Annotated in this window: 12 protein-coding genes and 1 pseudogene; 8 read left to right on the top strand and 5 right to left on the bottom strand. The window is 57.4% G+C overall.

What is annotated here, in order from left to right:
- Window positions 1-7 precede the first annotated feature (7 nt).
- Complete coding sequence (locus GOW56_RS10065) at window positions 8-1,150, bottom strand: amidohydrolase (RefSeq protein WP_171205780.1); 1,143 nt, start codon at window positions 1,148-1,150, stop codon at window positions 8-10.
- Between the two features lie 109 nt (window positions 1,151-1,259).
- Here GOW56_RS10065 and GOW56_RS10060 point away from each other — a divergent pair, with 109 nt between their 5' ends.
- The gene (locus GOW56_RS10060) at window positions 1,260-1,721 is read left to right on the top strand and encodes an Lrp/AsnC family transcriptional regulator (protein ID WP_171205962.1); all 462 of its coding nucleotides are present in this window, start codon (window positions 1,260-1,262) and stop codon (window positions 1,719-1,721) included.
- Window positions 1,722-1,852: 131 nt separating this feature from the next.
- Here the strand turns inward: GOW56_RS10060 and GOW56_RS10055 are convergent, their stop codons facing one another.
- From GOW56_RS10055 to GOW56_RS10045, 3 genes and pseudogenes are all read right to left on the bottom strand, one after another.
- On the bottom strand, window positions 1,853-2,317 hold the full coding sequence (locus GOW56_RS10055; RefSeq protein ID WP_171205779.1) for a hypothetical protein: 465 nt from the start codon (window positions 2,315-2,317) through the stop codon (window positions 1,853-1,855).
- Window positions 2,318-2,320: 3 nt separating this feature from the next.
- The gene (locus GOW56_RS10050; protein ID WP_171205778.1) at window positions 2,321-2,956 is read right to left on the bottom strand and encodes a CocE/NonD family hydrolase C-terminal non-catalytic domain-containing protein; all 636 of its coding nucleotides are present in this window, start codon (window positions 2,954-2,956) and stop codon (window positions 2,321-2,323) included.
- A gap of 140 nt (window positions 2,957-3,096) precedes the next feature.
- A pseudogene (locus GOW56_RS10045) lies at window positions 3,097-4,815 on the bottom strand (N-methylproline demethylase).
- Window positions 4,816-5,240: 425 nt separating this feature from the next.
- Between GOW56_RS10045 and GOW56_RS10035 the strand changes: the two are divergent.
- A complete protein-coding gene (locus tag GOW56_RS10035; RefSeq protein ID WP_171117928.1) occupies window positions 5,241-5,585 on the top strand; it encodes a RidA family protein in 345 nt (114 codons plus the stop codon).
- Between the two features lie 80 nt (window positions 5,586-5,665).
- Here GOW56_RS10035 and GOW56_RS10030 read toward each other — a convergent pair whose 3' ends face one another.
- Entirely contained in the window at window positions 5,666-6,592 is a 927-nt protein-coding gene (locus GOW56_RS10030) for a LysR family transcriptional regulator (RefSeq protein ID WP_171205777.1), read from the bottom strand.
- 157 nt (window positions 6,593-6,749) lie between these two features.
- Here GOW56_RS10030 and GOW56_RS10025 point away from each other — a divergent pair, with 157 nt between their 5' ends.
- The 6 genes from GOW56_RS10025 (at window position 6,750) to GOW56_RS10000 (ending at window position 12,094) form a co-directional block, all read left to right on the top strand.
- Entirely contained in the window at window positions 6,750-7,766 is a 1,017-nt protein-coding gene (locus GOW56_RS10025; RefSeq protein ID WP_171205776.1) for a TRAP transporter substrate-binding protein, read from the top strand.
- Between the two features lie 67 nt (window positions 7,767-7,833).
- The gene (locus GOW56_RS10020) at window positions 7,834-8,370 is read left to right on the top strand and encodes a TRAP transporter small permease (RefSeq protein WP_170347177.1); all 537 of its coding nucleotides are present in this window, start codon (window positions 7,834-7,836) and stop codon (window positions 8,368-8,370) included.
- A gap of 17 nt (window positions 8,371-8,387) precedes the next feature.
- On the top strand, window positions 8,388-9,728 hold the full coding sequence (locus tag GOW56_RS10015) for a TRAP transporter large permease (RefSeq protein WP_171205775.1): 1,341 nt from the start codon (window positions 8,388-8,390) through the stop codon (window positions 9,726-9,728).
- 17 nt (window positions 9,729-9,745) lie between these two features.
- On the top strand, window positions 9,746-10,240 hold the full coding sequence (locus tag GOW56_RS10010; protein ID WP_152460448.1) for a universal stress protein: 495 nt from the start codon (window positions 9,746-9,748) through the stop codon (window positions 10,238-10,240).
- Window positions 10,241-10,266: 26 nt separating this feature from the next.
- A complete protein-coding gene (locus GOW56_RS10005) occupies window positions 10,267-10,653 on the top strand; it encodes a nuclear transport factor 2 family protein (protein WP_217358816.1) in 387 nt (128 codons plus the stop codon).
- A 37-nt stretch (window positions 10,654-10,690) separates the two neighbouring features.
- The gene (locus GOW56_RS10000; protein WP_171205774.1) at window positions 10,691-12,094 is read left to right on the top strand and encodes an FAD-binding oxidoreductase; all 1,404 of its coding nucleotides are present in this window, start codon (window positions 10,691-10,693) and stop codon (window positions 12,092-12,094) included.
- The last annotated feature ends 115 nt before the right edge of the window (window positions 12,095-12,209 follow it).

Here is a 12,209-nt window from a genome sequence, read left to right as displayed (position 1 = left end):
TGTCCTGTCAGGGTTTCAGTGGCAGGCGCTGCCGCACCAGCTCTGCCCAGAATTCTGCACCCAGCGGGAGCAGTTCGTCGTTGAAATCGTAATCAGCCGAGTGCAGCGGTTGGCCATTTGATCCTTCGGTCCCGTTGCCGATAAGCAGTAAACACCCGGGCACAACGGCAGCAAATTCGGCAAAATCTTCAGAAAAAGACATGGCAGGGCGGTCTCCGTCCACCTCAAGACCCATGGCCGAAGCCGCTGCAACGACATGCGATGCGGCATCGGCATCATTGTTTGCCTCGATGAATTCGGTACGGAAATCCACGCTCACCTCGACGCCATGGCTTTCGGCCACACCGGTTGCGATCTGGCGCATATTGCGCTCGATCAGCCTGCGATCTGCCGGTGACATGGCCCGCGCGTCACCTTTCAGAACAGTGCGCCCCGGAAGCACATTGCGCTGTCCGTCGGTGATGAACTCGGTCACTGACACCACGGCGCCGGAAGAAGGTGCAAGCTTGCGTGAAACGATGGTTTGCAGGGCCAATACCAGTTCCGCGGCAGGCGTGATCGTTTCGCGCCCGACATGGGGCATCGAGGCATGACCGCCCTGACCGGTAATCGTGATCTCGAACAGACTTTCACTGCAACAGATGACACCAGCGCGGGTGGAAACCCGCCCGACAGGCTCGCCCGGAAGATTGTGCGCGCCGTAAACCTCTTCAATCGGGAAGGTCTGCAAAACCCCTTCATCGATCATCGCCCTTGCCCCAAGCCCATGCTCTTCGTTGGGCTGGAACAAGAAGACAACCGTGCCGTCAAACGCCGGATCCTTGGCCAGCAATTCGGCGGCCCCAAGCAGCATCACCGTGTGGCCATCATGGCCACAGGCATGCATGACACCTTCGTTCTGCGACGTGTGCGCAAACGTGTTGACCTCGGTGATCGGCAGCGCGTCGAAATCCGCGCGCAGCCCGATGGCGCGATTGCCGTTGCCCGCCTTCAACACGCCCACGACACCGACCCCTTCAAACACCTCGATGCCCAGGTTGCGCAGATGCTCGGCAATCCGGGCCTTGGTCCGAACTTCCTGAAATCCAAGCTCGGGGTTGCGATGAAACTCGTGGCGCAACGCACGCAGGCGTTCTGTCAATGCTGTCACGGCAAAACTTCCCCTTCGACGTGTTGCTTCAAATGTGCGAAACAAGTTTATTGCAAGAGACCTGAAAAAAGGGCTCTAGTTGGTGGCCAGCGATGCAAGTTTCTTTCACATGACGCAATTGGATGACTTTGACCGCGCGATCCTGCGGATTTTGCAACAAGACAACAGAACCACGCAACACAAGATTGGCGAGGCCGTAAATCTGTCCGCACCCTCGGTGCAGCGCCGTATCCGCCGGATGGAGGCCGAGGGCGTGATACGAGCCAATGTGGCCGTCGTTGACCCGGCGGCCGTTGGTCTTCAGCTTACCATCTTCGTTGAACTTGAACTGGTCAGCGAAACCCCGGACGAGATTGATGCCGTCAAGAAATCCCTGCTGAATGCTCCGGAAGTCCAGCAATGCTTTTACGTGACCGGAGAGGTTGATTTCATGATTGTCGTGGTCGTCGAAAGCATGGCGGATTACGAAGATTTCACCCGCAGGATGTTCTTTGAAAACGGAAATATCCGAAAGTTCAGAACCTTCGTTTCCATGGATACCATCAAATCCGGCAGTGCTTTGGGGTTCTGACCGGCACATGGTGCAACGACAGACCCGTCCAGACTTGTCCGCGCAGGTCTGGACCATTCGGTTGGGTTGACAGGACTGCAAAGGCAAGTCCCGCCACGGGTCTCAGCGCCGCTGTTCCAAGGTGTTTTCAACTACATTCCATTGCGCGGAATGACATGCGCGTTCTCTTCTTCAAAGATCAGTTCTTCTCCCGACCAAGCCTTCAGGCGCGAGATCAAATGAAACTCGGGGGCCGTTGCCCGTTGTTCGGAATAGGTCCAGATCCTGGCCGCCCAATCTTCTCGGTCGAAACCGGCGGTCTGCTCCATCGTGGCAACAGCCGAAAGCGGATCACCCGGAAGGATTGTATATCTTCGATCCGACACGTCGCTGAGCACCGTCCCAATATCGCCCAGGCGGAAATCTCCCACCGGCCCGAAAACGCCCCCATCCAGAAAAAACTTGTGTGTCACCTTGCCATTGGTCAGGTCCGTGTGGACCGAGCGTTCCATCGAGCCCGAGCGCACCTTGGTCTTTCTTGCGGCCTCACCGGACGCTGCCGGTTCCGGCAGCGGGCGGGGTTCCGTTGTGTCAACGCCTGGGTTGCGGATGGGCAAATGCTACTGAGATTGACCCGGACGGATCGTGAGCGTCACAGGTTCGGGGTCGGGCCAGAGTACGGGCCAATACGCCGAAGCGATCTGCAAAACGATGCGATGACCCGGCGGAACCCGATATCCTGTTCCATACATCGGGACGGTTACAGCCATCTCCTCGCCGGGTGTGATCGGTGTGGGTTCTGTATCGCTGATGCGGTGGTTGAGGTTGCAGAAGCCCCTTGCAATCAGCGTCTGCGCACCGTTCGGGGCTTCGTCCACCAGCAATGCAACGACAAAGCCCTGAACCTGATCTGCTGACACTTTCAGATCGACCGACGGTCGCCCCAGGATATCAAGTGCGTCTTCAAGTGGCGCCGCTTTGAACTGCAACGCGCCTGCGGCGTCGATCCGTCCGTCTGCTGGCATGTCTCCGGGTATGGCGAAAGAGCATATATCACCTGTGGCCGCCCAGAAGCCATGCGGCGAGCAAATCGCAAGCTCTACTGCGGAAATGGCGTCAGACTCAAGCGTCTGCTGATTCAGCCACAGGGACGTGTTGGTGATATTCGGTGACGGCCAGAACGCGGCACCGTCCAACCGCTCGCGCCACATGTCAAGCCAGCGGTCCGCGCCGACAATCTCTGGGTCAGGTGGCATGGCGTTATACAGTTGTATGATCGAACCTCACCAGAAATTGTTGTTGGCCAGGCATCCGCTGCAAAAGTGGACGTCCTCGCGCCACCGGTCGTCCGTGCCCATCACCGGTGCGATCGCCTTCAACGCATATTCCGGTGGCGTCACCACCGAAGGCCAAGGCACAGCGTGTCATAGACTGCCGCGTGTATGTTGCGTGAAAAAACGGCGTCTCCGATCCGGCAAAGATCAAAACCGGCATTCGGGTCCACCTGCGGAAACACGTCACCCGAATTGGCGACCAAAGCGTCGTGATCCACACGGCCACGATTTCGCGAAAGCGGCTTGAGTTGGAAATAGAGATCATCCAGAGGCAAGGTGCCCTGATTGACAATCACCTGATCATACATGCGCTTTTCAACAAGATCCGAGTAATCCGTTCCAATCGCCGCTTCCAGTTGATTGCCTGAACGTACCAGCGATTTCAGCGTCCGGGTTACGGTGAACACCGCCCCCGTTTTTTGCAGCGCCCGCATATATGGCACCAGAGTCATGCCCATGATCTCGGGCACAAAGCTGCGGTCGCGGGTCATGATCTCAACCTGCGCACCGGATTCGGCGATGATTTCTGCCGCCATCAGGGCCGGGTGGTCGCCCGCATCATCGTAGATCAGGACAATTTCGCGGGGGGGCACGTCTGCGGACAGGATGTCCCACGCCGAAATCGCCAGACCTTTGCCGGTTTCCAATATTGTCTTCTCGGGCAAGCCTCCGGTTGCGATCACGACCATATCAGGGGAAAGGGCTGTTACGTCCTCGGCCTCTGCAAACGTGTTGAACTGGAACCTGACGTCACGCGCAGCACATTGCGCCATGCGCCAGTCGATGATCTCGTCCTTCTCGGCCCGGTGCCGGGATTGCGCGGCCAGACGCACCTGACCGCCAGGTTCAGGGGCCGCTTCCAAAACGGCAACATCATGCGCGACCCGCGCCGCTTCAAGCCCTCCGGGCCCGGCGCCGACGACGACCGTCCGGCGGCGGGAATTGGCCGCGGGAATCACATCCGTCATGGCCGGATCCGTATGAATGCCCCCGCGAATGACTTTCAGGAAACCGACCTGACCGCTGTCGCGCAGCCGCCGGGCGATTTCCAGCCCGTCTTCTTCGGTGATGCCGCCTTTTTCAACCTCATCCGCGGTATAGCGGACGCCAACGATGAAATCCTGCCCGACACGGTCGCGGATCGCATCCAGAACCATGAAGCCGAACCGCAACCGATTGTCGAAACTGCCGCCTTAGGGCGCGTCCATCTTATTGGTCAGCGGCGACCAGAACTGATCGATCAGGTGGCTATAGGCTTGCAATTCGATTCCGTCGAGACCCGCGGCCTTCATACGCTCGGCTGCATCGGCGTAGTCGCTCACGATCCGTTCGATATCATGGTCTTCCATCTTCTTCGCAAAAGCCCGATGGGCCGGTTCACGATAATGCGACGAAGAGACCGACGGCAGCCAATCGCCCTTGTTCCAACCCGTGCGCCGCCCCAGATGGGTCAATTGAATCATCACTGCGCAACCATGAGCATGGCAGGCGTCGGTCAATTCAGCCATCCAGCGCACGACCTCGTCCTTTTAGGCAAGGACGTTGTTGAACACCGGCGGGCTGTCGCGGCTGACGGTGGCGGAACCAGCCGTCATGGTCATGGCAACACCAGCTTTAGCGCGTATCTCATGATAGGCGCGATACCGCTCTTTCGGCATGCCGTCTTCGGGGTAGGCGGGTTCATGACTGGTCGTCATGATCCTGTTCTTCAGCGTCAGATGTTTCAGCTGATAGGGTTGCAGCAGCACATCGCGTGACCACCCGTCCTTTTTTGAAACCATTTTCGTCAGTCGACCAACTTCGCTGTCCTGCATCGGACATGCAAAAAAGCAGCGTTTCGGCAGTGCCGGGTGGCATATGGCGCTCCGATATTGGGGCGAGCGGAGGAGCTCTTGGCCGATTGAAAGCAGACTGGGAAATCTCCGTAAAACGCCTTGTGAACCAAGGCCGCGATGTTTCACCAAATGTGTTGGCCGAAGAGTGCAAGACAGGAAAGAAAAAGCATCGGTGAAAACGTCCTATCCGCAAGGCGCTGGCAACCGCTTATCACGTCTCCGAGCACCGGACATAAGCGTGCTATTAGGCTGAAAGCCCTCGCGCAGCAGGCTGGCAATTATTCGATGATTGAAGGTCCGGGCTGGCGGTTGGCGTCGTTTCGCTCTATCGCCCAACCGGAACATACCCATCGAAACAGGAGACAGCAGTTGTGACCATTACTCGGATCGAGACCGGCAAACGCATGAGCCGCATCGTCAAACATAACGGAACCGCCTATCTGTGCGGTCAGGTTTCCGATGCTGCAACCGTTGCGGATCAAACCCGTGACATCCTTGCCAAGATCGAGGACCTTCTGGCCAAGGCCGGCAGCGACAAGACGCGCATCCTACAATGTGTGATCTGGCTGTCGGACATGGCCGACTTTGCCGAAATGAACGCGGTCTGGGATGCCTGGGTGCCAGAGGGCCACGCCCCGGCCCGTGCCTGTGGCGAGGCGAAACTGGCTCGTGATGTTCTGAAGGTCGAAATGATCGTTACCGCAGCCTGCGATTGATCCGCCCGGCCGCGCGCCATGCACTGATTTCAGACACGGGCGGGTTTGGGCCTGGGAAACAAGACGCCCTGTCCGCGTTCCTACTGTACCTGAGAATGCACCTTTACCAAAGTTTCCAGAAACAGCTTGGCCACGCGTGTTGGCGCAGGTTGTTTTCTGGCTACGGCCGCGAAACGGGTTCGGTATTTGATCTCTTTGGGCAGGACCTGTTTCATAAGCCCCTGTTCGACAAATTCCTGCGCCAGATGATCGGGAAGAAACCCAAGGTAGCGACCTGACAGTATCAGAATGACAAGGGCTTGTTCGTTCTGCACTTTGGCCGCACGTCGAAACCCCAGTTGTTGACCAACGATGAGATTTGGAGAGTTCACATTCAGGCCGGCATAGTTGAACTTGCGAAGAACACTCAGCTTCAATTCTGGATCCGACCGGTCAAACAGCGGGTGTTCCTGCCCACAGTACAAGAACATGTTTTCCCCATAGAGCGGTGTGTAATCCAGGCTTGCCGATGGTCTGTGCAAAGCGATGATGCCGACATCCAGATGCCCGCTGATGACCATTGTCTCAATCACGTTGGGGGGTTCCAGCGACAGCTCGATGTGAACCGCCGGTGCGGCCTCATTGAACTTGTGAATGGTGCGGGCAAGTTGGGCTTCGGGGTTGGTTGTACATTGATCGAAAAGAGCCACGCGAATACTGCCGGCCAGTTGTTGTTTGACTTCGTTGACCTCGGTTCTGAACTGCGCCACGGAAATAAGCAGGTCTTCCGCCGCGGCCAGCACCTTCTCGCCGTCTTCCGTCAGTGAAAACCCTGACGGCCCCCGGTTGCACAGCTTCAGGCCAAGCCTCAGTTCCAGATCAGACAAGTGTTTCGAGATCGTCGATTTTCCAATGTTCAGCTCGATCTCGGCGGCCGTGATACCACCACTTTCTGCGACGGTTTTGAACACGCGCAGCAGACGGATGTCCGTGTCGCCAATCCGGGTATCAAGTTTGTTCTGACTCATATCGTATGTTTGAGATTAATGAAACCTTTCGCGCAAATATTAACAACGACGAAACCATTTTGGCAAGTTAGCTTCGTGTCGCCGAGGTAGAATCGGACTGGCCTATTTCTCCCCAGGTCAGCGCGCACCTCGAAACACGACAAATGGGAGGAAATCCATGTCATTTATCAAAAAGCTTGGCACTTTCAGCGCAGCCGTTTCCGTTGCCGCACTGATGGTTGCAGGCACGGCCGAGGCGAAGAATTTCAAGATCGCTGTCGGCGACAGCGCCGGCAGCGCACAAGAGGCGCTGGGGCTCGCTTTCGTGAAAGCGCTCGAAGAAAAATCAGGTGGTGAGCACACCGCGACACTGTTCCTGAACGGTCAGCTCGGTTCCGAGCAGGACACCGTGAACGAAGCGGCCATCGGCACGCTCGATATGTCTTTGCTGGCAATCAACAACATCACGCCATTCTCGCCCTCGGTCGGCGTTTTCACTCTGCCCTATGTTATTCTCAGCCTGGAAGATGCCGAAAAACTGACCCAGGGTCCAATCGGTCAGGAACTGATCGAAAACACCATCCGTGATGCCGGCGTCCGCATCATCGGCTGGACGTATACCGGTTTCCGCCGTCTGACGAACTCGAAGAAGCCGGTCAAATCGGTTGCGGACTTGCAGGATCTGATCATCCGCGTTCCCAAGAACGAAATCATGATCGAAACCTACAAGGCATGGGGCATCAACCCGACCCCGATGGCCTGGTCCGAAACCTTCACCGGCCTGCAGACCAAAGTGGTTGACGGTCAGGACAACCCTTACCTGACCATCAATGCGATGAAGTTCTACGAGGTTCAGGACCACGTCACCAACCTGCGTTACATCTTCTCGATCGAACCGCTGATCATCTCGGAAGCCATCTTCCAGGACCTGTCCGAAGAGGAACAGCAGATGATCCTGGAAGCAGGGCAGGAAGCCACTCAGGTCTCGGCACAGTTCCTGCGTGATTCAGAGGCCGCCATCAAAGAAGAGCTGACGGCCAAGGGAATGGCAATCATCGACCCCGAGAACGACGAAGCCGAGTTCATTCAACTGGCAACCGAAGCCGTATGGCCGCAGTTCTACGAGTCCATTGGTGGTGTCGAGAAGCTGAATGCAGTTCTCGAAGCCATCGGCCGCGAGCCGGTCCAGCAATAATCGCCCCAGAGCGATAGCGGGAGGAGCGCTGCGGCGCTCTTCTCAATTCAGGGAGGAGTGAAACCACATGTTCTGGAAATTTCTGGACAACATAGAAAGTATCATCTGCCGGATCCTCTTATCCGGCTTCGTCTGCCTTTTGTTCGTGCAGATCATCGCGCGCGAAGTCTTCGGCTTTTCGATCAGCTGGATCGAAGAACTTTCGGTCTACATGTTCGTGTGGTTCGTCTATTTCGGCGCAAGTTACGCCGCTCTGAAAGGCGCGCATAACCGGGTGACGTTCCAGTTCAAGTTCCTGCCTGAGGGGGCGATCAAGTACATCGAAGCTTTTGCCGATCTCTTCTGGCTCTTCTTCAATGTCTACTTCCTGTATCTGGCGACAGATTTTGTCTTCAACAAGATGAACAAATTCTGGAAGTCCCAGACCCTGGGTATCGAGATGAAATACATCTACATGGTGCTGCCCATCGCCTTTGCGCTGATGACCGTCCGCATCATTCAGGTGAACTACCGCCGCCTTATCAAGGGCGAAGATATTCACGATCCCGATCAGATCGACCTCGACGAAATCAAAGCTGCGACTGAAGCAGCAAAGAAATCCTAAGGGCAGGGGGATAAACCATGGAATCCGAAATCGTCACAATCCTGTTTGGGTCTTTCCTGTTTCTGCTGCTCATTGGCGCGCCGATCACGGTGGCGCTGGGTGTGGCTTCGCTGGTCTCATTCCTTTATCTGGACGAGAACCCGATCAAGTTCGTGCAGATTGCCTTCACCTCAGTCGGTTCGTTCCCGCTGATGGCTCTGCCCGCGTTTATTCTTGCCGGCGCTTTGATGGAAGCCGCCGGTATCTCGAAACGCCTGATCAATGTTGCCGAAAGCCTGGCCGGTCCTTTCACCGGCGGTATTTCGGCTGCGACGGTCATGGCATGTCTTTTCTTCGGCGCCATTTCGGGCTCGGGCCCGGCAACAACCGCGGCCGTTGGGATGTTGATGATCCCTGCGATGATCGACCGCGGCTATGAGCGCGGCTATGCCTCGGCGATCACTGCGTCCTCTGGCGGCCTTGGGATTATCATTCCTCCCTCTATCCCGATGGTGATCTTCGGCATTGCCGCGCTCGGTATGGCGCCGCCGCCGGAAGCCGTGGAAAAGTTCGGTACGTTCCAGTCGGTTTCAATCTCGAAACTGTTCATCGCCGGATTCGTCCCGGCCTTCCTGATCGCTACCAGCCTGCTGATCCTGAACTTCTTCATGTCGAAAAAGCGCGGCTACAAAGGCGTTTCCGAAGGTTGGTCGATCCGTCACGTGGGTTGCGAAATGTATCGCGGATTCTGGTCGCTGATGGCGCCGCTGGTGATCCTGGGCGGTATCTATACCGGGTTCTTCACCCCGACCGAGGCGGCAATCGTGGCGATTTTCTACACCCTGTTCGTGGGCGTGGTTATCTACCGCGAACTGACCTGGCAGTCGCTGTTCCAGTCGCTCGAGGCCACCACATGGCTGACTGGGCGTGTCCTGCTGATCCTGTTCACCGCGACGGTGTTTGGCCGACTGCTGGTGGAAAACCAGATCCCGGCGATCATCGCGGATTCGATGCTCAGCTTCACGGACAACCTCTATGTCATCTGGACGCTGATCATCTTCTTCCTGCTGTTCGTCGGCATGTTCATGGAGACGCTGGCCACCATCCTGATCCTGGTTCCGGTGATGCTGCCGGTGGCCTATTCGGTGGGTATCGACCCGATCCACTTCGGCGTGGTGATGGTCTGCACGCTGGGTATCGGTTTCCAGACGCCGCCGCTGGGCGAAAACCTGTTCATCGCGTCAGGTATCTCGAACATCACGATCGAACAGATCTCGTTGCGTGCGCTGCCCTTTGCGGCCGCCAACACGATCGCGATCTTCATCATCGCCTTCTTCCCTGAACTGTCGCTGTGGCTTCCACGGCTGTTCGGCTACTGACCCGAAAGGATGACGACATGAAACAACTGGTCACAAACATCCTCTTTGCCACTGACCTGTCCGAAAACTCGGGTCACGCCATGCGCCATGCCGCCAGCATCGCGCAGGCCACGGGGGCTGAAATTCACGTGCTGCATGTGAATGAGCCACTATCGGACGATGCCAAGATCACGATGGAGATCTTCATCCTGAATGAAGAGACTCGCAAAACCGCCGCTGCGCGCCGTCACGAGATGGTGCGCAAGGTTCTGGCCGAACGGCAAGCCAAGTTCTGGGCTCAGTTCGATGGTGACGATGAGAGAATTCGCGATCAGGTCACTTCGGTCGAGGTCACAGATGGCCACCCGGCCGAAGTGATCCTGCGCCGCTCGGTCGAACTGGGCTGTGATCTGATCGTGCTGGGCGCGCATGATCACGGCTTTTCGCATACGTTTCTGGGCACCGTCGCAAAGCGTGTTTTGCGGCGCTCCAAGATACCGACACTGATCGTTCCGAACCCGGACGAAACGTAACAACCCCACTGACAAGGAAGTACAAAATGAGCAAAACCCTGACCGCGCAGGACCTGGCGGACACGTTCGGCGCGTTCAACCGCCACGACATCGACGGCGTGATGACCCACTTCGCCGACGACTGCGTGTTCTACACCGTGGCCGGTGACGAGAAATACGGCAACAAGATTGAAGGAGCAGAGGCTATCGCCGCCGCGTTTTCAGGCGTCTGGGCAGGCATGAAGGACGCCCATTGGGATCACCACGGCCACTTTGTCCACGGTGATCGCGCCGTGTCGGAATGGACGTTTTCGGGAACCGATGCAGACGGCATGCGGATCGAAGCGGAAGGTGCGGATCTGTTCACCCTGCGTGACGGGAAAATCGTCGTAAAACAGGCGCTTCGCAAAACGCGCCCCATGTTCAAGGCCTGATCCGCCGCACTGCGCGCAGCTTCGGAGAAAAACAAGAATGGTGGACAACAGCATCCCGCGTCATTGGCCCAAGGCCAGCTATGACCCGAAATATGACCCCATCATCGATGCGGGTCCTGGTCACAATCGCGACCACGCGCCCACATACTGGATCGGAACGGCCGGTACGTCCCCGGCCGATGATGGTCCAGTGTCCAGCGATATGGATGCCGATGTGGTGGTGATCGGGTCGGGTTATACCGGCCTGTCCACCGCCATTCACCTTGCCAGGGAACACGGAATCCAGGCGGTTGTTCTTGAAGCGAATACCGTGGCCTGGGGATGCTCGACGCGCAATGGCGGGCAGGCCCAGATCTCATCCGGGCGGCTGAAACGGTCGCAATGGATTCAGCGCTGGGGCACGGATGTGGCCAAGGGCATGCACGCCGAAGTCACCGAAGCTTTCGAGTTGTTCAACGATCTCATCGCGTCGGATGACATCGACTGCGAACCGCAGCCGGGTGGCCATTACTATATCGCGCACCGTGAAAAGATCATGCCGTCGCTCAAGAAAGAGTGCAAGCTGCTGAACGACGTGTTCGGCTACGGCTCGCGTATCATTTCCCGGGACGAACTGCATGAAAACCACGTGCGCGACATGGAAGCCGCAGGCGCGATGTGGGAGCCGGACGGAACGTGTATCCACGCCGGCAAGCTGGCTTTTGGCTATGTCAACATGGCGCGCAGGCTGGGTGTGAAAATCCATACCGGCAGCCCGGTCATGGGGTGGCAAACCAAGGACAGAGTGCATCATCTGCGTACGCCGGGCGGTATTGTGCGCGCGAAATCGGTGGCCTTGGCAACGGCCGGTTATACACCCCCGGGGCTCAACAACCGCACCAGGCACCGCTTGATGCCGATCCTGTCAAATTCGATGGTGACACGGCCTCTGACCCGGGCCGAGTTGGACGAATGCGGTATTCAGACCAGATCCCCCCTGACCGACACGCGCACGCTGCGCCACTATTACCGCCTGTTGCCGGACAATCGGATGCAGATCGGCAGCCGCAGCGCCGTGACAGGGCGTGATGCCGAGAACGGCAAACATCTGGACTTGCTGAAAAAGGGACTTGCCCGCAAGTTCCCGGCGCTCGAGGATATCAACCTCGACTACTCCTGGTGGGGTTGGGTTGATGTCAGCCACGACATGATGCCGCGCATTTTTCGGCCCGATCCAGATCAGAGCGTGTTCTACGCCATGGGCTACGGCGGCAATGGCGTCATGTACTCGGCGCAGGCCGGACGACGCATGGCGCAGTTGGTTGCCGGCCAGAAGGACAAGGCGTTTGAACTGCCGATCTTCACCTCCCCATTGCCGAGCCATGGCATCCTGACGCCTTTCCGCCGACTGGGACAGCGTATGGCGTATGTCGGCTACTACCTCAAAGACGAAATACTGTAACTCACAGGGGCTTCGGCGCCCTGAAAAGACAAGGAAGAACTCAGATGAAGATGACGACGGAAGAGGCGTTTGTTAAGGTTTTGCAGATGCACGGGATTGAGCATGCGTTCGGGAT

The sequence above is a fragment of the Ruegeria sp. HKCCA0235A genome (assembly GCF_013033235.1).
Classification (GTDB): Bacteria; Pseudomonadota; Alphaproteobacteria; order Rhodobacterales; family Rhodobacteraceae; genus Ruegeria.
This window is presented reverse-complemented; position numbering and strand designations above follow the sequence as displayed.

Coding starts and splice junctions, on each gene's coding strand:
- GOW56_RS10060 (WP_171205962.1), top strand. CDS start 1,260: ATGACGCAATTGGATGACTTTGACCGCGCGATCCTGCGGATTTTGCAA.
- GOW56_RS10000 (WP_171205774.1), top strand. CDS start 10,691: ATGGTGGACAACAGCATCCCGCGTCATTGGCCCAAGGCCAGCTATGAC.
- GOW56_RS10025 (WP_171205776.1), top strand. CDS start 6,750: ATGTCATTTATCAAAAAGCTTGGCACTTTCAGCGCAGCCGTTTCCGTT.
- GOW56_RS10015 (WP_171205775.1), top strand. CDS start 8,388: ATGGAATCCGAAATCGTCACAATCCTGTTTGGGTCTTTCCTGTTTCTG.
- GOW56_RS10020 (WP_170347177.1), top strand. CDS start 7,834: ATGTTCTGGAAATTTCTGGACAACATAGAAAGTATCATCTGCCGGATC.
- GOW56_RS10010 (WP_152460448.1), top strand. CDS start 9,746: ATGAAACAACTGGTCACAAACATCCTCTTTGCCACTGACCTGTCCGAA.
- GOW56_RS10005 (WP_217358816.1), top strand. CDS start 10,267: ATGAGCAAAACCCTGACCGCGCAGGACCTGGCGGACACGTTCGGCGCG.
- GOW56_RS10050 (WP_171205778.1), bottom strand. CDS start 2,956: ATGCCACCTGACCCAGAGATTGTCGGCGCGGACCGCTGGCTTGACATG.
- GOW56_RS10030 (WP_171205777.1), bottom strand. CDS start 6,592: ATGAGTCAGAACAAACTTGATACCCGGATTGGCGACACGGACATCCGT.